We start from the raw sequence: 22,513 nt of genomic DNA on the forward strand, positions 1-22,513 counted from the left end.
CTGGCGCCGCGGCGGGTGGCGCTACCGGGCCGCGGTCGGTTTCACTTCGCGGGGCGGGGTGGATCGCTCGGCGGCCAGCTCCTCGAGGGGGCGCGGCCGGCAGGCCACGAAGCCGCTCACCACGAGCACCCCGATGCTCACGTAGAGCAGCGCGTACGCCCCCTCCCACACCCCGGTCGCGCTGTAGATGAGGCCGATGCAGAGCGGACCCACGCACGCCACCGCGTAGCCGATGCCCTGCATCGCGCCCGAGAGCATCGACGATCCGGCGGGCGTGCGGGTGCGCGCGTTCACGAGGGTGAGGGTCATGGGGAAGGTGCTCACGCCCAGGCCGAGCGCCACCACCCACGCCACGGCACCCTCGAGCGGCGCCACGAGCAGGCCGGTGTAGCCGATCGCGAGCAGCACCGCGCACACGAGCACCACGGGGAACGGATTGCGCATCCGGATGGTGAGCGGCGGGATCACGAACGCGGCGCCGAGACCGAAGATCGAGAACAGGGCGAGAAGGGAGCCGCCGAGGGCCGGGTCGGCACCGGCGTCGACGAAGATGCTGGGCAGCCAGGTGATGACGACGTAGGTGTTGAGCGCGGTCATGCCGAACATGAGCACGAGGGCCCAGAGCAGGGGGGTGCGCCAGGCGCCGGCGATGCGGCCGGCGGGTACGCCGGGGGTGCTCGGGATGCTGGGGGTGCTCGGGGTGGCCGGGCTGCTCGGGGTCGGCCCGCCGGCATGCGACGGCACGGTCTTGGGATGCTGCGTACCTGAGGTGACGCCCGAGGCATCCGTCGCCGGTCGGCGTCTGGCGCGCAGCACCACGGCCAGCCACAGCACGCACGCCACGGCGGTGAGCACGGCCCACACGCCGATCGCGAACCGCCATCCGGTCGCCATGGCCACGGGCACCGCGATGAGCGGCGCCACGAACTGCCCGAGCTGCAGCAGCGAGAGGTAGAGCGAGCTCACCGACTTGAGCCGATCGGGGAAGTACTTCTTGACGATCGGCACGATGAGCACGTTCGAGGCGCCGATGCCCGCGAAGGCCACGATGGTCGACGCGACGAGCAGTGCGGCGTTCGGGGCGAAGGCGCGCAGCAGGATGCCGAGGGTCGTGAGCAGGGTCGCCACCGCGATCGTGGTCTCGAGTCCTGCCCGCCTCGCCACGAGGGGGGTGAGCAGGCCGAAGACGGCGAAGGAGGCGGTGACGATCGTGCCGAACACCCCGAAGAGGGCGGCGCCGAAGCCGAGATCCGCGCCGATGCGCTCGAGCAGCGGGCTGAAGCCGGTGACCGCCGTGCGGAGGTTGACGGCGGTGGCGATGATGGCGAGGAGCACGAGCGCGAGCCCGACCCCCTGACGCGGCGCGGCTGAGGCGGCGAGGCGAACGGCGGTGTCCATGACGAGTCCAATAGGTAGGATGATGGGATGAATCGTGTTCAGCCTACCCCGTTCGGCGAAGCGGGCGGTGGTGGGCCGATCAGCCCCACTGGCGCTGCTTTCTCGGGTGGGCGCCGTCGGCTCGGGGTGACGGATCATGTCACGGAGCTCTTCCACGAGGAGATCCGGTCGGGGCGGTGGCCCGTCGGCGAGCGGATCCCGGTGGAGAGCGCGCTCGTGGAGTGGACGGGCGCGGGGCGCAACGCGGTGCGCGAGGCGGTGCAGTCGCTCGTGCAGTCGGGGCTCGTGCGCCGGGAGCAGGGGCGGGGCACGTTCGTGATCGCGCGCTCCCAGCTCGCGCAGACCCTCACCCGCCGCATCTCCCGAGGCGACCGCCGCGACGGTCTCGAGCTGCGCCACGCCATCGACAGCTCCGCGGCCGCCCTCGCGGCGGAGCGTCGCACGCCCGCCGACGTCGCCACCCTCCGAGCCCTCCTCGCCGACCGCGCCGCCTCCTGGGCGCCCCTGCCGAGCCCCGCCGCACCCGACGCCGCCGCTTCCGCGGCCGCGCCCGCCCCCGGCACCGCCACGGCGCCTCGCGCCGCCCACTCCGCGAAGTCGGCATCCGCATCCGCCCGCGCGACGCCCGTCGCATCCGCCCACGCCACCGCATCCGCAGGGGGCGGCGTCGACGTCGCGCGGCGGGTGCAGGCCGACCTCGCATTGCATCGAGCCATCGTGGATGCCACGCACAATCCGCTCTACGTCGAGCTCTACGAGGGGCTCGCCGGGGTCTTCGAGGAGGTGCTGCTCGCGGATGTCGAGCACGACACCGATCCCCACGCCGAGCACCACTCCCGCCTCGTCGAGGCGATCGTCGCCGGCGACCCCGAGGCCGCCCGCCGCGCGATCGCCACCCTCCTCGACCCGCTCATCGAGGGCGAGGCCGCCCCCTCACCCCATCCGACGACCACCTCCCTTCGTGGGGCGACCCCCTCCTCCCACCACCCCGCGAACGCCACCTCCGCCCATCCGGCGACCTCTTCCTCGCCCCACCCGCCGATGCCGTAGCCTCGAGCGATGACCGCTCGCCGTCGCACCGTCGTGGCGGCGGTGTCGCTCGTGGCGGCCACGATCTTCTGGGCCGGCAACTACGTCGTGGGAGCCGCGGCCGTCGAGACGATCGACCCGGTCAGCTTGGTGCTGCTGCGCTGGCTCATCGCCGTGGGCCCGCTGCTGCTGATCGCGCAGCTCGTGGAGCGTCCACGCTGGCGGGTGGTGCTCCGATCCTGGCCCCGACTCCTGCTGCTCGCCGGCCTCGGACTGCTGGGCTACAACCTCCTGCTCTACAGCGCACTGCAGTTCACCGACGCGTTCGATGCCTCGCTCATCACGGCCTTCAATCCGGCGCTCATCGTCATCGCGGCCGCGGTGTTCCTGCGCGAGAGGCTCACGGCCACGGGTGTCGCCGGCATCCTGCTGGCCCTCGTGGGGGTGCTCGTGGTGCTGAGCGATGGCGATCCCGCTGCCCTCCTGCGCACGGGCTTCGGCGCGGGCGACCTCCTGATGCTGGGCGCCCTCGTGGCCTGGACGGGCTACACGATCGTGGGGCGGCGCACCACCGGCATCCCGCCCATCACGTCGACGGCGGTGCAGGCGGTGTTCACGATCGCGGTGCTCGTGCCGGTCTCGCTCGTGCTCGGCGGGCCGACTCTGCCCGCGACACCCGGCGTGTGGGCGGCGCTCGTGTTCATCGGCGTGTTCCCCTCGGTGCTCTCGTACCTGCTGTGGAATCGGGCGCTCACCGAGATCCCGCCCGCCCGCGCCGGGGTGTTCCTCAACCTCATCACGGTGTTCACGGCGGCCTTCACCATCCTCGCCGGCCACCCCTTCACGCCGGCCCAGCTCATCGGCGGCCTCATCGTCATCGCAGGAGTGGCCCTCGCCAACGAGCGCGCCTTCCGCACCCCCCGCCCCGCGCCCGCGCCCCCTCCCGCGCAGTGAAGGGCGAGGGCGGGGGTTACTCGTCGCCGAGGAGGATGGCTGCGGCGGCGATCATGTCGAGCATGCGCTGGCGCATGTGGCCGATGTGCTCCTTGACGGCGGGCTCGATGGCGTCGTAGTCCTTGTTGATCATGGCCTCGGAGAGCACGTAATGCTCGCGCGAGCACTCCTGCAGGCGGTGCTGCAGCGAGGCGGCGCGCAGCCAGAAGCGCTGGATGCGGCGGCGGGTCTCCTTGACGGTCTCGGCCACGAGCGCGTTGCCCGCGATCGAGTTGCAGAGCCGGTGGAAGAGCATGTCGGCGTTCGACCACGCGGCGCGATCGTCCGAGGCCGCAGCAGCGGCCATGTTCTGCACGTGCTTGCGCAGCGCGGCCACGTCGTCGTCGGTGAGCTTCGAGGCGGCCTTGCGGCAGATGTAGGAGTCGAGCACCTCGAGCAGGTCGCACGCATCGTTGACCTCGGTGGCGGTGAGCTGCGAGACGGTGAAGCGCGCGTTGTCGGTGCGCTTGACCAGCCCCTCCTTCTCCAGACGCTGCAGGGCTTCGCGCACCGGGGTGCGGCTGATGCCGAGCTGGGTGGCGATGCGGTTCTCCGAGAGCGGCGAGCCCGAGCGCAGGCGGAAACCCGTGATCTCGGCGAGCAGCCACTCGTAGGCGTCGTCGACGCGGGAGCCCGCTTCGGTCGCAAGAGCCATAGGTCACCGTCCTTCGGTATCAAATATAACTCCGAAGGCAGGACGTGCCGTCGGCCCCCCGGGTGCGAGGGCTTCGAGCAGCGGATGGGGGGTTTCGTCGATCCGCCGTTCGTCGAAGACCGATCCGTGCGAGTGCCCCTCCGTCACGCAACGATCTCGCGTAGCATCGCGGCATGGACGCCTTGGACCACCGCATCATCGACCTGCTCAAGATCAACTCCCGGAGCGGATACGGGGACATCGGCCAGGTCGTCGGGCTCTCCGCCTCGGCCGTCAAGCGCCGCATCGACCGGCTGGTGGCGGACGACATCATCACGGGGTTCACCATCCAGCTCAATCCGGCGCTCGACGGCACGGTGACCGAGGCCTACGTCGAGCTGTTCTGCCGCGGGACTGTGGCGCCGGCGGAGCTCAAGCGCATTCTTTCGGGGGTGCCGGAGGTCGTCGACGCGGGAACGGTCACGGGCAGCGCCGATGCGATCGTGCACATCCGCTCGCGCGACATCCCGAGCCTCGAGGATGCGCTCGAGCGTGTGCGCATCGCCCCGAACGTCGACCACACCCGCAGCGCCATCGTGCTCTCGAACCTCATCCGCCGATGAGCGCCGCCGGCGGGGGCGGGCTCGGGATCGGGCTGCGGGTGGATGCGGCCTCGGGGGTGGCGCCGTTCGAGCAGTTGCGCGCGGGCATCCGCGACGCCGTGGCGTCAGGTGCTCTGGTGGCCGGCGCGCGACTGCCGACCGTGCGGGCGCTGGCCGGCGAGCTCGGACTGGCCGCCAACACCGTGGCTCGCGCGTACCGCGAGCTCGAGACCGACGGCATCATCGAGACCCGCGGTCGGCTGGGGTCGTACGTCTCGGCCACCGGTGATCCCGCCCAGCAGGAGGCCCAGCTCGCCGCCCGCGCCTACGCCGACCGCACCGCGTCCCTCGGTGTCGCCCCCTCCGACGCCCTCGCCCTCGCGGCGGCCGCCCTGGGCCTCCCCCGCCCCTAACCCACCGAGTCGCACGAACGAGCCCTCACCCCCACCGCAAGACCCTTCCCCGCGACCCCGCGCGGATCGAATGTCGGCTGCCGGGGCACGAAGCGACGCGGGGTAGCGGAAAGGTGGCCTCCCGCTCACGGGAAGGCTCTTCTGTACGACCCCGCGGCGCGAGCGCGAGTGCGACTTCGGGTCAGGGCGTCGGGAGGGGCAGTGCTCCTTCGAGGAGGGGGGTGGGGGTGCCGAAGCGGTGGTTCGTGGCGCTGATCGACTGCTCGAGCAGGAAAGGCAGCAGCTCGAGTCGGCCTGCCCGGGTGACGTCGCCCGCGAAGATCGCCACGTCGGTCGATCCGTCGAGCGCCGTCGCCAGTGCCACGGCGTCTCCCCCGATCAACCGGATCCTCGGCACTACGCCGATGTACTCGCGCGCACGCCCCAGCCAGGCCTCATCCTTCTCGATCGTGACGCGGATGCGGCGCTCCTTCAGCAGAGCCCGCAACGGTCGCGGCAACTTTGCCGACGAGCTCACCACCACGGTGGCCCGCGCCAGCGTCGCGGCCGCGAGCACCCGCAGCAGCTCGTGCAGCGGCCGACCCTCGGAGAGCCGGATGACCGTGTGCGCCGGCAGGTACCGCAGCACGTTGCGCTCCACCCCGAGATCCGACACGTCGCGCGCCGCGAACACCGTCTGCCACGCCTCCTGGTCGCTCTTCGCGCCCCGCCGTGCCGCGTCGAAGTCGTTCCACTCGAGCCCGCCGGTCGCCGACTCCAGCAACTGGGCCACTCGCGGATCCAGCCCGGCAAGACTCACGCCATCGCCGGCCTCGCCCGGCTCCGAACGCCACGACCCCAGGTGCACCAGGTAGTTCGGCCCACCGGCCTTCGCTCCCGCGCCGACCGACGACTTCTTCCAGCCCCCGAACGGCTGACGGCGCACGATGGCCCCGGTGATGCCGCGGTTGACGTAGAGGTTGCCGGCCTCGACGGTGGCGAGCCACTGCTCGATCTCGGAGGGGTCGAGCGAGTGGATGCCGGCCGTGAGTCCGAACGGCACCGCGTTCTGCAGCTCCACGGCCTTCTCGAGCGAGGGCGCGTGCAGGATGCCGAGCACGGGTCCGAAGTACTCCGTGAGGTGGAAGGCGGATCCGGGCAGCACCCCCTCCTTCACCCCCGGCGACCACGAGCGCCCGGTCTCGTCGAGCGCCCTGGGCTCCACGAGCCACCGCTCACCGGCCCCGAGCGTGGTGAGCGTCCCGAGGAGCGCACCCGCGGCCGGCTCGATGAGCGGGCCCACCTGCACCGCGGGGTCGTCGGGGTAGCCCACGCGCAGCGAGCGCACGGCATCGACGAGCTGTCGCGCGAACCGCTTGGACTGGGCCACCGACCCCACCAGGATCACGAGGCTCGCAGCCGAGCACTTCTGGCCGGCGTGGCCGAAGGCGCTCTTCACGATGTCGGCGACCGCGAGGTCGAGATCGGCACTCGGCGTCACCACGATCGCGTTCTTGCCGCTCGTCTCGGCCAGCAGCGGGAGTTCGGGCCGCCATGACCGGAACAGTTCAGCAGTGTCGGTGGAGCCGGTGAGGATGACGCGGTCGACCCGCGCATCCGAGATCAACGACCGGCTGAGCTCGCCCTCCTCCACGTCGAGCAGCATCAGCAGATCCCTCGGGATGCCCGACTCCCACAGCGCCTCCACCATGACCGCAGCGGATCGCCTCGCCTGCGGGGCCGGCTTGACGATGACCGCACTGCCCGCGGCGAGCGCCGCCAGCACGCCGCCGGCGGGGATGGCCACGGGGAAGTTCCAGGGCGGGGCCACAACCGTGAGCCGCGACGGCACGAACTCCGCGCCGTCGACCGCGTCGAGCTCCACGGCGCACTGGGCGTAGTAGCGGGCGAAGTCGACGGCTTCGCTGACCTCGGGATCGCCCTGGTCGATGGTCTTGCCGGTCTCGCTCGCCATCACCTCGATGAGGCGGTCGCGGTTGGCCTCGAGGGCGTAGCCGGCACGTCGCACGTACCCGGCGCGATCGACCGCCGAGCGCGCACCCCAGGCCTCACCCGCAGCGACGGCCGTCTCGACGAGCTCGTCGAGGGTCTGCTCGTCGGTGACTGCGACCTCGGCGATGGTCTCGGAACCGAGCGTGGAACCCGGGATGCGCCCCAGGATGCGTCGCGCCCAGGCCCGATTGGCGGCGAGCGACGGATCGGTGTCGGGAGCGTTGGCGAACTCCGCCGGTGCCGGCTCGAGCTCCGCGAGCGACCGATCCTGCCGCCGGTTCGGAAGAGGGACGGCCGACGTGCCTTCAGCGTCCGCCCCGCTGTCGGCATCCGGTTCCCCACCGGTACCCGCATCACCCTCGAACTCGGGCTGCACCTCTGCCAGCGACGCGAGGAAGCGGTCGCGCTCGCGGTCGAAGGCCGACGGATCGACACCGAGGTCGAACGCCGACGACAGGAAGTTGGCCTCGCTCGCGTTCTCCTCGAGCCGCCGCACGAGGTAGCCGATGGCCGCATCGAACTCGGCGGGTTCCACCACGGGTGTGTAGAGGAGCAGCGAACCCACCGTCGCGCGCACGGCGTCGACCTGAGCAGGCGCCATACCGAGCAGCATCTCGACGTCGACCGCGTCGGTGACTCCGCGATCCGAGGCGAGCAGCCACGCCCAGGCGAGATCGAACAGGTTGTGGCCGGCCACACCGATGCGCACGGCGTCGGTGTGCTCGGGCCGGAGGGCCCACTCGAGCACACGCTTGTAGTTGGCGTCGGTCTGCTGCTTGCTGCCGTAGGTGGCTAGGGGCCAGTCGTGCAGAGCCGCCTCGACGCGCTCCATGGCGAGGTTGGCACCCTTGACGACGCGCACCTTGATGGGGGCGCCGCCCCGTGCGCGGCGCTCGGCCGCCCAGGAGTGCAGGCCCTGGAGCGCTCCGAGCGCATCGGGCAGGTAGGCCTGGAGCACGATGCCCGCCTCGAGATCGAGCAGCTCGGGCTCCTCCATGATGCGCTGGAACACCGCGATGGTGAGATCGAGATCGCGGTACTCCTCCATGTCGAGGTTCACGAACTTGCGGCCCTCCCGCACCGGTGCGCCGAGGTCGCCCAGCGCCCCTCTGCGCGCCGCGATGCGGAAGAGCGGGATGAGCGACTGCGCCACCCGCTCGACGGTCTCGTCGAACGCCCACATCGAGAGTCCGCTCGTCACCGAGGAGACCTTGACCGAGACGTAGTCGACGTCGTCGCGCTGCAGCAGCCGCTTGGTGCCCTCGAGCCGGTTCGCGGCCTCGCGGTCGCCGAGCACGGCCTCGCCGAGGAGGTTGATGTTGAGCCGAGTGCCCTCGGCGCGGAGCGCCGCCACCGCTGGGCCGAACTTGGCCGGTCGCGCATCGACGATCAGGTGCCCCACCATCTGGCGCAGGGCCTTTCGGGCGATCGGCACCACCACTGAGGGGAGGGCTTCGCCCATCGCTCCACCTGTGGTGACGGCGGCGCGGAGGGGCCGAGGGAGGAACTGCGGAACGTTCTTGGCGAGCTGCGCCAGGTTCTTGGCCGCGACCGCCTGATCCTCCGGCCGGGCCACACCGTCGACGAATCCCATCACGAACGCGAGACCAGCCGGGTCGTCGAGCACCCCGGCCAGCCGAGCCGCCGCAGCATCGACCGGCGCCTCGCGCGAAGCCTCAACCCACTGCCGCGCCAGCCCGACCGCCCGCGCCCCGAGCCCCTCGCCCCCGGCCGCACCCTCGGCCTCGTCCGCCACACCCGGCTCAGCATCCCCAGCGGCCACGGCCTCTTCAACGTGGGTGGCCTCGGAATCGAGATCATCCTCCGCATCGACATCACCCTCGGCGTCGGCACCGCTGGCGGCTCCCTCAGTGGGCGTCGGCTTCACGCCGGCTTCAGCCTCCGCACCGGGCTCGGCCTCCGTGCCGGGCGCGGCGTCGGCGTCGGCACCGGGCGCGGCCTCCGCACCCGCGGCGGGGAGGGTCTCGGTGCCGGGCTCGGGCTGCACAACGGGGTCGGTCATGGTTCGACCTTAGATCGTGGCCCCCGCCATTAGGCTCAAGCCATGCAGCCTGTGGAGGACTTCGACATCGTGGTCGTCGGTGGAGGACACAACGGCCTCGTTGCAGCCGCCTACCTCGCCCAGGCCGGCCGCTCGGTGTGCGTGCTCGAACGGCTCGACGAGCTCGGCGGAGCCGCCGTCTCCTCGTATGCCTTCGAGGGAATGGATGCGCGGCTCTCCCGCTACTCCTACCTCGTGAGCCTCCTCCCGACGAGGATCATCGACGAGCTCGGCCTCGACATCACCCTCCGACGCCGCCGCTACTCCTCCTACACACCGCTCCCCGGCACCGACCTCGGTCTCCTCATCGACAACGACGATGCCGACTCCACCCGCGCATCCTTCACCGCCGTGGGCGCCGAGGCCGACGCCGCCGCCTTCGACCGGTTCTCGAACGACCTCGGCCGGCTCGCTGCGGCCTTCTGGCCGGGGCTCACCGAACCGCTCATGACGCACTCGGAAGCCCGCCGCCGGCTCGGCGACGACGCGCTCTGGCACGCCTTCATCGAACGCCCGCTCGGCGAGGTCATCCGCGAGCGGTTCTCGAGCGACGTGGTGCGGGGCGTCGTGGCCACCGACGCCCTCATCGGCACCTTCGCCTCGCTCGACGACGAGCAGCTCGCGCAGAACATCTGCTTCCTCTACCACGTGATCGGCGGCGGGACCGGGGATTGGGATGTGCCGGTCGGCGGCATGGGCGCGGTCACGGGTGAGCTCGCCCGGGCGGCCCGCACAGCCGGAGCCGTGCTGCGCACCGGCGCCGAGGTGGTATCGATCGACCCCGATGGCCTCGTGGTCTACCGGACCGCAGAGGACGGGTCCGATCCGCTCGAAGAGCACCATAACGACCCCCACAGCGAGCACCCTGGTGCGAACCGAGCCGAGAACCGGACGGACGACCGCACCGACAACCGGCAGCGCCGCGGGACGGAGCACCGCATCCGCGCCACCCGCATCCTTGCCAATGTCGCCCCCGCCGTTCTCGAGCGGCTCCTCGGCACCACCGACGAGCGCGCCGCCACAGGGCGCACCCCCGACGAGCGCCCCCCAGAGCCCACCGCCGCCCCCGAAGGCGCCCAGGTCAAGGTCAACCTCCTCCTCTCCCGCCTCCCGCGCCTGCGCGACGGCTCCGTCCCGCCCGAGGCGGCCTTCGGCGGAACCTTCCACATCAACGAGCTCGCCACCCAGCTCGAGACAGCCCACGCCGAGGCCGCTGCGGGTCGCATCCCGAACCCGCTCCCCGCCGAGATCTACTGCCACTCGCTCACCGACCCGAGCATCCTCTCGCCCGAGCTGCAGCAGCAGGGCGCACACACCCTCACCGTCTTCGGCCTGCACACCCCGCACCGCCTCGCCGCGAGCGCCGCCGACCTGCAGCGTGCCGTTCTCGACTCGCTCGACAGCGTGCTCGCCGAGCCGATCGAGAGCCTCCTGCTCACGGATGCGCGGGGCCGGCCGTGCATCGAGACCAAGACCACCGCCAACCTCGAGAGCACGCTCGGGCTCCCCGGCGGGCACATCTTCCACGGCCCGCTCAGCTGGCCGTTCGTCGACGACGACGCCCCGCTGGCGACCCCCGCCGAGCGCTGGGGTGTGGCCACGCGGCATGCGCGCATCCTGCTCTGCGGATCGGGTTCGCGGCGAGGTGGCGCCGTCTCAGGCCTCGGCGGTCACAGCGCTGCCATGGCCGTGCTCGAGGACGACCTCGACGCCTGACCCCCGCCACCCCAGCACCGCCAACACCTGCCGCCAGCGCCCCGGGCCGGGTCGGCGGACTTCGTTCCTTCCGTCAGCTCCACTCGCTCGGCGTCGGGGTCTTGCGCGTCGGCAGCTCCGACGCGGCGCCCCACTCCCGCACCCACTCCGGCATCCGCCCATCCTCAGGCGCATCCCCCGCGAGCGACCGCATCTCCTCGACCCCCACCACACCGCCGGAGCGCTTCAAGAACCGCGCCCGCACGTACGCCCGCGCGCAGATCTCCCCGCCCACCACGAACCGCTGCTCCACATAACAGGCCTTCGCGTCGAAGCCGAGCAGCCGCGTCTCCACCGTGAACCGCTGCCACAGCTCGAGCGACCGCCGGAAGCTGATCGTCTCGGCCACCACCACCGGGTACCACCCGCGCTGCGTGAAGACCTTGTAGAGCCCGCTGCGCTGCATGAGGTCCACGCGCGCGAGGTCGAGCACCGAGAGGTAGACGCCGTTGTTCATGTGGCGCAGCAGGTCGAGGTCGGTGGGCAGCACCCGGAACGGCGTCGAGGCCACGTCCCACGCCCCGATCGGTGAGCGGAAGCGGCCGAGGAGGGTCTGGAGCAGGGTCCTGAAGAAGAAGTGCACGCACCGATCGTAGGGATCTTGCGCCGATCTGCCCAGATCGCTGTCACATCTCTACAAAGACGATGCGGCGACTACAATCGCCTGGTGGCCGTTCCGAAGATCATCCTCTACTACGTCTTCGCGCCGCTCCCCGACCCGGAGGCGGTGCGGCTGTGGCAGCGCGACCTCGCGGAATCGCTCGGTCTGCGGGGCCGCATCGTGCTCTCGCGCGATGGCCTGAACGGCACCCTCGGCGGCGAGCTCGACGCCGTCAAGCGCTACGTGCGAAAGTCGCGCGAGTTCGCCCCGTTCCGCGAGCTCGATGTGAAGTGGAGCGAGGGAACCGGCCTCGAGCCCGAGCCCGCATCCAAGCACACCGTCTATCGCGCGAGCACCGACTTCCCCCGTCTGAGCGTCAAGGTGCGCGACGAGATCGTGAGCTTCGGCGCCCCCGGCGAGCTCCGCGTCGGGGAGGGCGGGGTGCAGGGCGGCGGCGTCAAGCTCGACCCGACGGCACTGCACGCCCTCGTCGACGAGCGTGCAGCTGCAGGCGAGGAGGTCGTCTTCTTCGACGGACGCAACGCCTTCGAAGCCTCCATCGGGCGCTTCAAGAACGCCGTCGTGCTCGAGGTCGAGACCACACGCGACTTCGTGGCCGAACTCGACAGCGGTCGCTACGACCACCTCAAGTCGCAGCCGGTGGTGACCTACTGCACGGGCGGCATCCGCTGCGAGGTTCTCTCGTCGCTCATGGTCGCGCGCGGCTTCACCGAGGTGTACCAGCTCGACGGAGGTGTCGTGCGCTACGGCGAGACGTTCGGCGACAAGGGCCTCTGGGAGGGCTCGCTCTACGTCTTCGACAAGCGCGGATCGATCACCTTCTCCCCCGACGCCGTGGTGCTCGGCGAGTGCATCACCTGCGGCACTCCGACCTCGCACCTCCAGAACTGCGCAGACCCCTCCTGCCGCACCCAGCTCCTCCTCTGCGACTCCTGCACAACCGCCGCCTCCGCGGATTCCGTCCACACTTCTCCGGTCTGCCCCGCCCACGCCTGATCCACGGCCGTAGGCTCTGGCCATGAGTGAGAACGACAGCTACGACGCCTATGATCCGCGGGTGGCGCACCCGAGCCACGAGCTCGTGCACGACAGAGCCGATGCCCTGCTCGCGCTGCATCACGCTCCCGAGATCCTCACGCTCGTGAACGTGTGGGATGTGGCGAGCGCGCAGGTGGTCGCCGACCTGCCCGAGACCAAGGCGCTGGCGACCGCGAGCCACGCGATCGCCGCGTCGTACGGCTACGAAGACGGCGAGCGTATTCCGGCGGAGCTCATGATCGAGGCGGTCGGCCGCATCGCCCTGGCCACGTCTCTGCCCGTGACCGCCGACCTCGAGGCCGGCTACGGCGACCCCGCCGAGACGGTGCGCCGGGCCATCGGGGTGGGGGTGGTGGGGGCGAACATCGAAGACGGCCTGCGCCCGCACATCGAGTCGGTGGAGAACGTGGCCGAGGTCATGAAGGCCGCCGAGCAGGAGGGTGTGCGCTTCGTGCTCAACGCCCGAACCGACGCGCTGCTCGCGGCCGGGCTGCAGCCGCCTTCGGCGCCGGGGGCGGATGCGGATGCCTGGGAGGCGGCGGTGGAGGATGCGATCGAGCGGGGCCGGGCCTACCTCGACGCCGGGGCGGCCTGCGTGTTCGTGCCCGGCACGGTCGACGAGCACACCGCCACCCGTTTGGTGGAGGGGATCGGGCACCTGCGGGTGAGCCTGCTCGGCTGGCCCGGCGGGCCGTCGGCCGCGCGGTACGAGCAGCTGGGCATCGCGCGCGTCTCCTATGGCCCGTGGCCGCAGCGCGTTGCCCTCGCCGCCCTGCAGGAATCGGCGCTCGCGCTCTACGCGGGAGGAGGGCTGCCCGGGGCCACCCCCACGATCAGCTGAGAGGCGGGACGCGCTCAGGCGGAGGCGCGCACGGCTCGGCGCTCGGCTCGGGCCGACCGCCGCTCGAGCGCCCGACGGTGCGAGAACCGCCGCGCATCCGTGCCCGAGAGCGCGAGCAGCACGAGCACGTCGAAGGAGAGCCCCACGAGGTTCGTCTCGAGCGTGATCTGCGGCCCGCCGTTCACGAAGTCGAGCGCCGTGATGAGGATGGCGATCGAACTGAGTCCCATCGCCGTGAACCGAGCCCAGTTGTGCCCGTGATAGATCAGGAACGCCAGCACCGAGTAGAGAGCAGCGATGAGGAGGGCGATGGCGACGAACACAGCAGCCACCACCGAGGTGAGGTAGCGGGTGTCGTCGGGTGTGAGAGCTCCCGTGATGCCACGGAAGTCGAGCTCCCCGTCACCGATCGAGAACGCTACCACCACGGCCGCCGCGAGCGCCGCGAGTACGCGGAACCCCATGAGCAGCACCCCGAGGTAGAGCGAAGCGGGGCGCCGCGCGCTCGAGATCGGCTGCTCCGAGAACACCGCGGCCGGGGTGGGTGCCACGGGCCGCTCGGACGCCGGGAGCAGCTCGTCGAGCCCGCCGGGCGCATCCGGATCCGGGACCTCGACGGCACGCAGATCGACCACGGGCAGGTCGCCGTCGGTCACGATGGCGTCGCCCCCGCCGTTGACGTGGTGGTACCCGGTCGAGAAGTTGCGGATGAGCTCGACCGACGCCTCGGGGTTGGCGGCCGCCAGCGTCGACACGATGTGGTCGCGCTCCTTGTCGGTCTCCTTGTCGATGCGGTGCGTCACCTGCAGCGTGAAGAACGAGATGCCGATGCTGCGGTCGTAGGTGCCCGCCGCGAGCCAGTCGGCCTCGTGCCCGCCTGGCAGCAGCCATCCGGGTGGGCAGCGCCAGAACCGCACGTGGTGCCGCTTGGAGGGATTGCCGGAGACCTCCTGCTGGTAGGTGAAGTCCTGCAGGTTGCCGAACAGATAGAGCCGCGAGACGGGAGCACCAGGGTAGCTGCGGCGGAGGAGGGTGCCGCGCACGGTGCGGAGCGCCGAGGTGAGCCCCATGTCGTCGGTGTGGTGCCACCCGGCGGCGAGCATCGCCTTGTGCACCTGCTCCTCCGACCCCCGGAGCGCCACGTTCACCGGATCGCCGAGCAGCCCCTCGCGCGTCTTCGCCCGGCCGATGAAGTAGTCAGGCACGTAGAAGAGGGTGAGGATGCTGTGCACGCGAGGCAGCAGCAGATAGGCCACCACGAGCCAGAACACGAGGAGGAACCAGAGCTGCCCCCACCCCTTGGCGAACGACTCCGTGGCCACGAGGAAGGCGAGCCAGCCGATCGAGATGGTGCCGAAGAAGAAGAACAGACTGTCGACCACGAGGCCCACGGAGCCGCGCAGGGTGCGTCGACGGATGTGGTCGACGAGGCCGGCGTCGTCGAGGTCCTCATCCGCCATCCCGTAGATCCTTCCGTCAGAGGGATTCTCGCAGGATTGCATGAATGCTGTGACAACCCGAAGGCCCCACCCCTAGGCTGGATGGACGGCCGCGACCTTCGAGGCCGCCCTCGGACACCGACAGGACCACATCGATGCCCACTGGCGTTCCCATCGAATTCTCCGGATTGACGAAGACGTTCGGCCAGGTGAGCGCGGTCAAGGACCTCACGTTCACCGTGGAGCCGGGTCAGGTCACCGGCTTCCTCGGCCCGAACGGCGCAGGCAAGACCACGTCGCTCCGCATGCTCCTCGGCCTCGTGCGCCCCACCTCGGGAGACGCCACCTTCGGCGGCACCGCCTACGCCAAGCTCGACTCGCCGCTCGAGACCGTCGGCGCCTCCCTCGAGGCCGCGAGCTTCCACCCGGGCCGGAGCGCGCGCAACCACCTCGCCGTCTACGCGCAGGCCGCCGGTCTGGCCAAGACCACTCCGGATGCCGCGCTCGAGAAGGTGGGACTGAGCGCCTACGGCGACCGCAGGGTCGGCGGCTACTCCCTGGGCATGCGGCAGCGCCTCGGCCTGGCCTTCGCCCTGCTGGGCGACCCCGGCGTGCTCGTGCTCGACGAGCCCATCAACGGCCTCGACCCCGAGGGCATCAAGTGGATCAGGCTGCTGCTCCGCTCGATGGCCGCGGAGGGCCGCACGGTGCTCATCAGCTCGCACCTGCTCAGCGAGGTGCAGCAGACCGTCGACGAGGTCATCATCATCTCGCACGGCACCCTCGTGCACCGCGGCGAGCTCTCGAGCCTCGACACCTCCGACACGAAGCAGGTGCAGGTGAACGCCGACGACCGCGATCGACTCTCCGCCGTGCTCGTGGAGGCCGGCTACCAGGTCTCCAACCTCCGCTCGGGGGTGCTCGTCGAGAACGCCGAGGCCTCCGTGGTGGGCCGGCTCGCCTTCGAGGCGGGCATCCCGGTCACCGCGCTCTCGCAGAAACGGACGGGCCTCGAAGAGAGCTTCCTGAGTCTCGTGGGCGAGGAGGGAGCGCTGTGAGCGCCGGATACGTGGGGGCCGTTCGCTCCGAGTTCACGAAGGTGCGCACCACCCGGCTGTGGTGGGTGCTCGCGATCATCATGGCCGTCTACGTCGGGCTGTGCGCAGGCGGCATGGCCGGCATCCTCGGTGGCCTGGGCAGCACCGCGAACGGACCGATCATCCCCGACGGCGAGCTCCCGCCGCTCGTCTACAGCTTCGCCACCTCGATCGGCTACGTGTTCCCCGTGCTCTTCGGTGCCCTCGCGGTCACGAGCGAGTTCCGGTTCCAGTCGCTCACCCCCACCTTCCTCGCCAACCCGCGGCGCGGCGTCGTCCTGGGCGCGAAGGCGACCACTCTGCTGATCGTCGGCGCCCTGTTCGGCGTCATCGCCCTGCTCGCCTCGATCGGCGTCGGGGCGTCGCTCCTGGCCGTGTTCGGCATCGATCCGCTGCTCGCCGAGCCGACGACCTGGGCCTTCGTGGGCCGCTCCATCCTCGCCATGGCGCTCTGGTCGGCCATCGGCGTGGGCCTCGGCGTGCTCGTGCCGAGCCAGGTGGCCGCCATCGTGATCGTGCTGGCCTTCACGCAGTTCGTCGAACCGCTGCTGCGGCTCGCGGCGAGCTTCACCGACTGGTCGGCCCAGGTGGCGCAGTTCCTGCCCGGATCGGCGAGCGATGCGCTCGTCGGCGCGAGCATCTACAACGCCATGGGGGCGGCATCGGCGGGGCTCGACTGGTGGCAGGGCGGGCTCGTGCTCGTGGCCTACGCCGCCATCACCACGGGGATCGGGTTCGCCACGAGCTGGCGACGCGACGTCTCCTGACAGACGGCACGCCCGCCCGTGACCGGCATCCGCACCGCTGACACCAAGCACTAGGAGCACTCATGAGCACCCCACCCACCCGAGCGTTCGTCGTGACCGAGAAGGGCGCCCGGGCACGGCTCCTCGAGATCGATGCCGAGGAGTTCTTCGAGGGCACGGGCGGCGACGAGGCAGTGGACCTCGACGTGCTCTTCTCGAGCATCAACTTCAAAGACGGACTCGCGCTGCTCGGGCGCCCCGGCGTGGTGCGCGAATGGCCGCTCGTGCCCGGCATCGACATCGTGGGGCGGGTCACGTCGAGCGCCTCACCCCGGTTCGCTCCCGGCGACGTGGTGCTGCTGAACGGCGACGGCATCGGCGAGGCCAGGCACGGCGGTCTCGCCACGAGGGCGAGGGTGCGGCCGGATGCGCTCATCCCACTTCCCGACGCCCTCACCCCCGAGCGGGCGGCGGCCGTGGGCACCGCGGGGTTCACCGCCATGCTCGCGGTGCTCGCTCTCGACGACGCCGGGGTGACGCCAGACGTCGGCCCCGTGCTCGTGACGGGCGCGGCGGGTGGAGTCGGATCGGTGGCCGTCTCGCTGCTCGCAGGTCGCGGCTTCGAGGTGGTCGCCTCCACCGGGCGGGTCTCCACCCAGAGCGACTACCTGCGCGCACTCGGGGCCTCGCGGATCGTCGACCGCGCGGAGCTCGGCGAGCAGGGCAAGCCGCTGCAGAGCCAGCAGTGGGCGGGAGCCGTCGACTCGGTCGGCAGCCACACGCTCGCGAACGTGCTCGCGCAGACCCGCTACGGCGGAACGGTCGTGGCCTGCGGGCTCGCCCAGGGGCCCGACCTGCCGGCATCCGTGATGCCCTTCATCCTGCGTTCGGTCACCCTCACGGGCGCCAACTCCGTGGAGGCGCCGCTCGCGCTGAGGGAGCGCGCGTGGGCTGCGCTCGCGGAGGAGCTCGATGCCGGCGCACTCGATTCGATGACCGAGACGATCGGCCTGGATGGCGTGCTCGACATCGCCGAGCGCATCCTCGAGGGCGATGTGCGCGGGCGCACCGTGGTCGACGTCGCCCGCTGACAAGCAGCAGCGGAAGAAGCAGAAGCAGCGCCAGAGTCGGCAACCGCGACGCCCGCCTCAGTCGATGATCTTCGTGCCCTCCAGGGGCGGCAGCCGCAGCGCCCGCAGCAGCTGCACCGAGTGCGAGGTCGTGACGATGATGCGGGAGAACTCCTCGTCTTCGAGATCGATCACCACCGAAGTGCGCGTGCCCTTGACGAGCAGGAAGTCCTTGCCGTCGTGGAACTTCCACGTGCCCACCGCCAGCGTGAGCGGAACCGCCACACCCGGAGCCCGGATGCCCCGCACCCACACCCACGGGTCGTCGGTGAGAGCCGCGGAACGGATGCTCTCGAGCGGCACCACGATGTCGGTGCGGCGGAACGAGAGCATCTTCTCGGCACGCGTCAGACGGATCTCGAGGCGATCGGTGTGGACGAAGAGAACGGCCATGCCTCTATCCTGCCGTGGCCGACCTGGGGAACGGCACGATTCCCCCAGAGCGATATATAACGATTCGGGAATCCAACCCCGCGGCCCCCACGATCAGGCGGGAGGCGTGGCCGCGGCAGCCGCTCGAGCCGCCCCCGGGAGAGCCGAGAGGATGCGGTCGATGGCCGCGTCGTCGTGGGCGGCGGAGACGAACCAGGCCTCGTAGACCGAGGGTGGCAGGGAGACCCCCGCCTCGAGCATGGCGTGGAAGAACGGCCCGTAACGGTAGCCCTGCTGCGCCTGCACCTCGGCGTAGTCGCGCGGGGCGACGGCACTGCCGAAGGTGAAGCTGAAGAGGTTGCCCGCGCGCTGCACGCTGTGCGCGACACCGGCCTCGGCGAGCGCCTCGGAGGTGGCGGTCGAGACCGTGCGGGCGGTCTCGTCGAGGGCTCGGTAGACGGCGGCGTCGGCGAGCCGCAGGGTCGTGAGCCCCGCGGCGACGGCGATCGGATTGCCCGAGAGCGTTCCGGCCTGGTAGACGGGGCCGAGCGGCGCAAGGCGGTCCATCACGTCGGCCCGTCCGCCGAGGGCGGCGAGCGGCATGCCGCCGCCGATGACCTTGCCGAAGGCGACCAGGTCCGGCACGTAGGCGGGCACATGGCGCGAGTCGGGCGCATCCTGATGCAGCTCGGCCACGGGGGCACCCGCGTTCTCGAGGCCCCACCAGCCGGCCGGCCCCACCCGGAAGCCCGTGAGCACCTCGTCGACGATGAGCAGCGCGCCATGGGCGTGGGCGATGTCGGCCAGCGCGGCGTTGAAGCCCTCGGCCGGGGGCACGACACCCATGTTGGCGGGCGCGGCCTCCACGATGATCGCGGCGATCTCGTCGCCGCGCAGCCGGAACACCTCGCGCACGGCGGCGAGGTCGTTGTACGGCACCACCACGGTGAGCGCCGCGGTGGCGGCGGGCACACCGGCGGAGGCAGGCAGTCCCAGCGTGGCGAGCCCGGAGCCGGCCTCGGCCAGCAGCGAGTCGGAGTGCCCGTGGTAGTGCCCGGCGAACTTCACGAGCACGTCGCGGCCCGTGAAGCCGCGCGCGAGGCGGATGGCGGTCATCGTGGCCTCGGTGCCGGTGGAGACGAGCCGGAGCTTCTCCACGGGGTGCACGCCGCCCGCCTGCACGCGCTCGCGCACGAGCTCGGCGAGGTCGGTCTCCGCCGGGGTCGTGGCGCCGAAGCTGAGCCCGCGCGAGGCGGCCTGCTGCACGGCGGTGACGACCTCGGGATGCGCGTGCCCCAGGATGGCCGGGCCCCACGAGCTCACCAGATCGACGTACTCCACACCCTCCGAGTCGGTCACGTACGGGCCGCGGGCCGAGACGAGGAAACGTGGCACCCCGCCCACCGAGCGGAACGCCCGCACCGGGGAGTTCACTCCCCCGGGAATGGACTGCTGGGCCCGCTCGAACTCGGCGGCGTTGGTGGTGCCGGTGCTGGGTGCAGTGGTGGTCATCGGAGGCCCTTCAGGCTGCGGGCGACCTCGACCGCCCAGTAGGTGAGTACGACGTCGGCACCGGCGCGGCGGATGCTCGTGAGGGATTCGAGGATGGCGCGTTCGCGGTCGATCCAGCCGTGCGCGGCGGCGGCCTCGATCATCGCGTACTCCCCCGAGACCTGGTAGGCCCACGTGGGCACCGAGACGGCGGCGGAGACCTCGGCCACGAGGTCGAGGTAGCTCAGCGCCGGCTTGACCATCACCACGTCCGCCCCCTCGGCCACGTCGAGCAGCGCCTCGCGCACACCCTCCCGGCCGTTGGCGGGGTCGAGCTGGTAGGTCTTGCGGTCGCCGCGGAGCGTGGATCCGACCGCCTCCCGGAACGGGCCGTAGAACGCCGAGGCGTACTTGGCGGCGTAGGCGAGCAGCGCGACGTGCTCGAAGCCGTCGGAGTCGAGGGCCGACCGCACCGCGGCGACCTGGCCGTCCATCATGCCGGAGAGGCCGAGCAGTGCCGATCCCGCCCTCGCCTGCTCGAGCGCCATGTCGCGGTAGCGCTCGAGGGTCGCGTCGTTGTCGACCGAGCCGTCGTGCGCCAGCACCCCGCAGTGCCCGTGGTCGGTGAACTCGTCGAGGCACAGGTCGGTCTGCACCACGAGGGCCTCGCCCACCTCGGCCGCCACCACCCGGGTGGCCGCGTTGAGCACACCGTCGGGATCCGTGGCCGCCGAGCCCTGGGCATCCTTGGCCGAGTCGGCGGGCACACCGAAGAGCATCACGCCGCCGAGGCCGACCTCCGCCGCCTCCGTCACAGCCGCCTTGAGGCTGTCGAAGGTGTGCTGCACCACTCCCGGCATCGACTGCAACGGCATGGGCTCCACGATGTCGTCGCGCACGAAGAGCGGCAGCACGAGCTGGGCGGGATCGATGCGGGTCTCGGCCACCAGCCGCCGCATGGCAGGCGAGCTGCGGAGCCGGCGAGGGCGAACGGCGGGGAAGGATCCTTGTTCCATGCCTCCAGCCTACGTCGGCCCCCTGCGAGGAGGCCGCCGCGGAGGTGCCGCTACTCGGCGGGGTGCTGCTGACCGAAGTCGTCGGTCTCGGCGTCGGGATCGGCTGCCCGGCGGGCGTTCGCCACCTCGATGACCGAGTTGATGAGCGACTCGGCCGAACGGCCCTTGGCGATCACGTCGACACGCAGACCGTAGGCCCTCGCGTCTTCGGCCGTGCGGGGGCCGATCGCGGCCACGAGCGTCGACTCCGGCACAGGGCCGAGCTGCCGCTGCACCTGCTCGGCCACCGATCCGGAGGTCACGAACACGGCGTCGATGGAGCCCTCGGCCACGTCGGTGCGGATCTGCGGATCGACCTCGACCCCGATGGTGCGGTAGGCCACGACCGACTCGACCGTGTGCCCGCGCTTGATGAGCCCCTCGGTGAGCACGGGCTTGGCGATGTCGCTGCGCAGGGTGAGCACGCGCAGCTCGGGCCCGAACTGCTCGAAGCGCTTGAGCTCGCGCAGCAGGCCCTTGGCCGAGTTGTCCTCCGGCGGCACGAGGTCGACCTTGTAGCCCGCCGCGGTGAGGGCGGCCGCCGTGGTCTCGCCGACAGCGGCGATGTGGGTGGATGCGGGCACCACGGCCTGGTGGGCGATGAGCACGTCGACCGTGGTGGCGCTCGTCATGGTGAGCCAGTCGAAACGGCCCTCCGCGAGGGCGGCGAGAGCACGATCGAGTGTCTCGGCGTCTTCGGTGGGGGCGAAGTTGATCATGGGCGCGACGATGGGTTTGGCCCCCACGGCGCGCAGGTCGGCGGCCACGCCGTGGCCCCACGGGCCACCACGGGGAACGAGGATGCGCCAGCCGCCGAGCGGCCGCTTCGACCAGGCGGTCAATTCGTCTCCCCTGTGCCGTCATCAGCCGTGCCGGAATCCGCAGCGGCGCCCGGGGTGAGCGGTGCGATCTCGGCTGCACCGTCTTCGAGCAGCTGGGCGGCGACCGCCTGACCGAGGAGCTCGGCCACGAGGTGGTCGTCGCCGAGCAGCTCTGCACTGCGCTCGCAGCCCAGTTCGACGGCGCCGTCGGCCTGGTACACGGTGGCGGAGAGCTCGAGCAGATCGCCCACGACGGTCGCGGTGGCACCGATCGGAGCGGCGCAGCCGGCCTCGAGGGCAGCGAGAACGGAGCGCTCGGCCAGCACGGCGGTGCGCGTGGCCTGGTGCTCGATGCTCATCAGTTCGGGAATGCTGTCGCCCTCTCGGATCTCGATCGCGAGTGCGCCCTGACCTGGCGCGGTCGGCCAGATGTCGAGCGCGAACAGTTCGGATGCTGCGTCTAGCCTACCCAGCCTTCCGAGCCCGGCCGACGCGAGCACCACGGCGTCGAGATCGCCCTCGCGCACACGGCCGAGACGGGTGTCGACGTTGCCCCGGATGTCGACGACCTCGAGGTCGGGTCGGAGCGACAGCAGCTGGGCCACGCGGCGAGGCGATCCGGTGCCCACCCTGGCGCCCTCCGGCAGCTCGTCGAGGGTCAGCCCATCACGGCTGCAGAGCGCATCGCGCGGATCCTCCCTCACCGGCACCGCGCCGATGGCGAGCCCCTCATAGGGAGCGGTCGGCAGATCCTTCAAGGAGTGCACGATGAGATCGCACTCCCCCGCCAGCAGTGCTTCACGCAGTGCGCTGGCGAACACCCCGGTGCCGCCGAGGCTCGAGAGCGACTCGGTGGAGCGGTCGCCCTCGGAGGCGATGATGACGATCTCGACGTCGAGACCCGTCGCCTCCTGCAGGGCGGTGACGACGTGACCGGTCTGGGCCCGGGCGAGCGCGCTTCCCCGGGTGGCCACCCGAAGCGC

Annotated in this window: 20 protein-coding genes; 10 read left to right on the top strand and 10 right to left on the bottom strand. The window is 71.3% G+C overall.

Annotated features, from left to right (window positions below; genetic code table 11):
* Window positions 1-21: 21 nt before the first annotated feature.
* Complete coding sequence (locus ACEXQC_RS08000; protein WP_374820250.1) at window positions 22-1,398, bottom strand: MFS transporter; 1,377 nt, start codon at window positions 1,396-1,398, stop codon at window positions 22-24.
* A gap of 27 nt (window positions 1,399-1,425) precedes the next feature.
* Between ACEXQC_RS08000 and ACEXQC_RS08005 the strand changes: the two genes are divergently transcribed.
* Window positions 1,426-2,448: a FadR/GntR family transcriptional regulator gene (locus tag ACEXQC_RS08005; RefSeq protein ID WP_374820252.1), complete on the top strand. Its 1,023-nt coding sequence runs from the start codon at window positions 1,426-1,428 to the stop codon at window positions 2,446-2,448.
* 9 nt (window positions 2,449-2,457) lie between these two features.
* Complete coding sequence (locus tag ACEXQC_RS08010) at window positions 2,458-3,381, top strand: DMT family transporter (RefSeq protein ID WP_374820254.1); 924 nt, start codon at window positions 2,458-2,460, stop codon at window positions 3,379-3,381.
* Window positions 3,382-3,397: 16 nt separating this feature from the next.
* Here the strand turns inward: ACEXQC_RS08010 and ACEXQC_RS08015 are convergent, their stop codons facing one another.
* The gene (locus ACEXQC_RS08015; protein WP_374820256.1) at window positions 3,398-4,075 is read right to left on the bottom strand and encodes a GntR family transcriptional regulator; all 678 of its coding nucleotides are present in this window, start codon (window positions 4,073-4,075) and stop codon (window positions 3,398-3,400) included.
* A gap of 173 nt (window positions 4,076-4,248) precedes the next feature.
* Between ACEXQC_RS08015 and ACEXQC_RS08020 the strand changes: the two genes are divergently transcribed.
* Complete coding sequence (locus tag ACEXQC_RS08020) at window positions 4,249-4,677, top strand: Lrp/AsnC family transcriptional regulator (protein ID WP_374820258.1); 429 nt, start codon at window positions 4,249-4,251, stop codon at window positions 4,675-4,677.
* Complete coding sequence (locus tag ACEXQC_RS08025; protein WP_374820260.1) at window positions 4,674-5,069, top strand: GntR family transcriptional regulator; 396 nt, start codon at window positions 4,674-4,676, stop codon at window positions 5,067-5,069. Before ACEXQC_RS08020 ends, ACEXQC_RS08025 begins: the two co-directional genes overlap by 4 nt.
* 181 nt (window positions 5,070-5,250) lie before the next feature.
* Here ACEXQC_RS08025 and ACEXQC_RS08030 read toward each other — a convergent pair whose 3' ends face one another.
* Window positions 5,251-9,084, bottom strand: a complete 3,834-nt coding sequence (locus tag ACEXQC_RS08030; RefSeq protein WP_374820261.1) for a proline dehydrogenase family protein — start codon at window positions 9,082-9,084, stop codon at window positions 5,251-5,253.
* Window positions 9,085-9,126: 42 nt separating this feature from the next.
* Here ACEXQC_RS08030 and ACEXQC_RS08035 point away from each other — a divergent pair, with 42 nt between their 5' ends.
* A complete protein-coding gene (locus ACEXQC_RS08035; RefSeq protein WP_374820263.1) occupies window positions 9,127-10,839 on the top strand; it encodes a phytoene desaturase family protein in 1,713 nt (570 codons plus the stop codon).
* 73 nt (window positions 10,840-10,912) lie between these two features.
* Here ACEXQC_RS08035 and ACEXQC_RS08040 read toward each other — a convergent pair whose 3' ends face one another.
* Entirely contained in the window at window positions 10,913-11,461 is a 549-nt protein-coding gene (locus tag ACEXQC_RS08040) for an acyl-CoA thioesterase (RefSeq protein ID WP_374820265.1), read from the bottom strand.
* A gap of 84 nt (window positions 11,462-11,545) precedes the next feature.
* Here ACEXQC_RS08040 and trhO point away from each other — a divergent pair, with 84 nt between their 5' ends.
* Together trhO and ACEXQC_RS08050 are read left to right on the top strand one after the other, a co-directional pair.
* On the top strand, window positions 11,546-12,496 hold the full coding sequence (gene trhO / locus ACEXQC_RS08045) for an oxygen-dependent tRNA uridine(34) hydroxylase TrhO (protein ID WP_374820267.1): 951 nt from the start codon (window positions 11,546-11,548) through the stop codon (window positions 12,494-12,496).
* A 22-nt stretch (window positions 12,497-12,518) separates the two neighbouring features.
* Window positions 12,519-13,379, top strand: a complete 861-nt coding sequence (locus ACEXQC_RS08050; RefSeq protein ID WP_374820269.1) for an isocitrate lyase/PEP mutase family protein — start codon at window positions 12,519-12,521, stop codon at window positions 13,377-13,379.
* A gap of 14 nt (window positions 13,380-13,393) precedes the next feature.
* Here ACEXQC_RS08050 and ACEXQC_RS08055 read toward each other — a convergent pair whose 3' ends face one another.
* A complete protein-coding gene (locus ACEXQC_RS08055; RefSeq protein ID WP_374820271.1) occupies window positions 13,394-14,839 on the bottom strand; it encodes an LssY C-terminal domain-containing protein in 1,446 nt (481 codons plus the stop codon).
* A 167-nt stretch (window positions 14,840-15,006) separates the two neighbouring features.
* On the opposite strand from ACEXQC_RS08055, the gene ACEXQC_RS08060 reads away from it, so the two are divergent.
* The 3 genes from ACEXQC_RS08060 to ACEXQC_RS08070 all read left to right on the top strand — a co-directional run bounded on the left by ACEXQC_RS08060 (window position 15,007) and on the right by ACEXQC_RS08070 (window position 17,752).
* Entirely contained in the window at window positions 15,007-15,876 is an 870-nt protein-coding gene (locus ACEXQC_RS08060) for an ATP-binding cassette domain-containing protein (RefSeq protein WP_374820273.1), read from the top strand.
* Window positions 15,873-16,682, top strand: a complete 810-nt coding sequence (locus tag ACEXQC_RS08065) for an ABC transporter permease (protein ID WP_374820275.1) — start codon at window positions 15,873-15,875, stop codon at window positions 16,680-16,682. Before ACEXQC_RS08060 ends, ACEXQC_RS08065 begins: the two co-directional genes overlap by 4 nt.
* Before the next feature lie 62 nt (window positions 16,683-16,744).
* Entirely contained in the window at window positions 16,745-17,752 is a 1,008-nt protein-coding gene (locus ACEXQC_RS08070; protein WP_374820277.1) for an MDR family oxidoreductase, read from the top strand.
* Window positions 17,753-17,809: 57 nt separating this feature from the next.
* Here ACEXQC_RS08070 and ACEXQC_RS08075 read toward each other — a convergent pair whose 3' ends face one another.
* The 5 genes from ACEXQC_RS08075 to hemC all read right to left on the bottom strand — a co-directional run bounded on the left by ACEXQC_RS08075 (window position 17,810) and on the right by hemC (window position 22,504).
* Entirely contained in the window at window positions 17,810-18,184 is a 375-nt protein-coding gene (locus tag ACEXQC_RS08075) for a hypothetical protein (protein WP_374820279.1), read from the bottom strand.
* 93 nt (window positions 18,185-18,277) lie between these two features.
* Window positions 18,278-19,675 carry a glutamate-1-semialdehyde 2,1-aminomutase gene (hemL, locus tag ACEXQC_RS08080; protein WP_374820280.1) on the bottom strand — a complete coding sequence of 466 codons (1,398 nt, stop codon included), beginning with the start codon at window positions 19,673-19,675 and terminating at the stop codon, window positions 18,278-18,280.
* A complete protein-coding gene (gene hemB / locus ACEXQC_RS08085; protein WP_374820282.1) occupies window positions 19,672-20,670 on the bottom strand; it encodes a porphobilinogen synthase in 999 nt (332 codons plus the stop codon). The genes hemL and hemB overlap by 4 nt, the downstream gene beginning before the upstream one ends.
* 50 nt (window positions 20,671-20,720) lie before the next feature.
* Window positions 20,721-21,551, bottom strand: a complete 831-nt coding sequence (locus ACEXQC_RS08090) for a uroporphyrinogen-III synthase (RefSeq protein ID WP_374820283.1) — start codon at window positions 21,549-21,551, stop codon at window positions 20,721-20,723.
* On the bottom strand, window positions 21,548-22,504 hold the full coding sequence (gene hemC / locus ACEXQC_RS08095) for a hydroxymethylbilane synthase (protein ID WP_374820285.1): 957 nt from the start codon (window positions 22,502-22,504) through the stop codon (window positions 21,548-21,550). The genes ACEXQC_RS08090 and hemC overlap by 4 nt, the downstream gene beginning before the upstream one ends.
* Window positions 22,505-22,513: the final 9 nt, after the last annotated feature.

It is taken from the genome of Herbiconiux liukaitaii (genome assembly GCF_041927495.1).
Lineage (GTDB): Bacteria > Actinomycetota > Actinomycetes > Actinomycetales > Microbacteriaceae > Herbiconiux > Herbiconiux liukaitaii.

What these genes read in the sequence shown, in the direction of transcription:
- ACEXQC_RS08025 (WP_374820260.1), top strand. Translation starts at nt 4,674, where the DNA reads ATGAGCGCCGCCGGCGGGGGCGGGCTCGGGATCGGGCTGCGGGTGGAT.
- ACEXQC_RS08055 (WP_374820271.1), bottom strand. Translation starts at nt 14,839, where the DNA reads ATGGCGGATGAGGACCTCGACGACGCCGGCCTCGTCGACCACATCCGT.
- hemL (WP_374820280.1), bottom strand. Translation starts at nt 19,675, where the DNA reads ATGACCACCACTGCACCCAGCACCGGCACCACCAACGCCGCCGAGTTC.
- ACEXQC_RS08030 (WP_374820261.1), bottom strand. Translation starts at nt 9,084, where the DNA reads ATGACCGACCCCGTTGTGCAGCCCGAGCCCGGCACCGAGACCCTCCCC.
- ACEXQC_RS08010 (WP_374820254.1), top strand. Translation starts at nt 2,458, where the DNA reads ATGACCGCTCGCCGTCGCACCGTCGTGGCGGCGGTGTCGCTCGTGGCG.
- ACEXQC_RS08050 (WP_374820269.1), top strand. Translation starts at nt 12,519, where the DNA reads ATGAGTGAGAACGACAGCTACGACGCCTATGATCCGCGGGTGGCGCAC.
- ACEXQC_RS08005 (WP_374820252.1), top strand. Translation starts at nt 1,426, where the DNA reads ATGAATCGTGTTCAGCCTACCCCGTTCGGCGAAGCGGGCGGTGGTGGG.
- ACEXQC_RS08035 (WP_374820263.1), top strand. Translation starts at nt 9,127, where the DNA reads ATGCAGCCTGTGGAGGACTTCGACATCGTGGTCGTCGGTGGAGGACAC.
- ACEXQC_RS08015 (WP_374820256.1), bottom strand. Translation starts at nt 4,075, where the DNA reads ATGGCTCTTGCGACCGAAGCGGGCTCCCGCGTCGACGACGCCTACGAG.
- ACEXQC_RS08000 (WP_374820250.1), bottom strand. Translation starts at nt 1,398, where the DNA reads ATGGACACCGCCGTTCGCCTCGCCGCCTCAGCCGCGCCGCGTCAGGGG.
- hemB (WP_374820282.1), bottom strand. Translation starts at nt 20,670, where the DNA reads ATGGAACAAGGATCCTTCCCCGCCGTTCGCCCTCGCCGGCTCCGCAGC.
- ACEXQC_RS08020 (WP_374820258.1), top strand. Translation starts at nt 4,249, where the DNA reads ATGGACGCCTTGGACCACCGCATCATCGACCTGCTCAAGATCAACTCC.
- ACEXQC_RS08070 (WP_374820277.1), top strand. Translation starts at nt 16,745, where the DNA reads ATGAGCACCCCACCCACCCGAGCGTTCGTCGTGACCGAGAAGGGCGCC.
- ACEXQC_RS08075 (WP_374820279.1), bottom strand. Translation starts at nt 18,184, where the DNA reads ATGGCCGTTCTCTTCGTCCACACCGATCGCCTCGAGATCCGTCTGACG.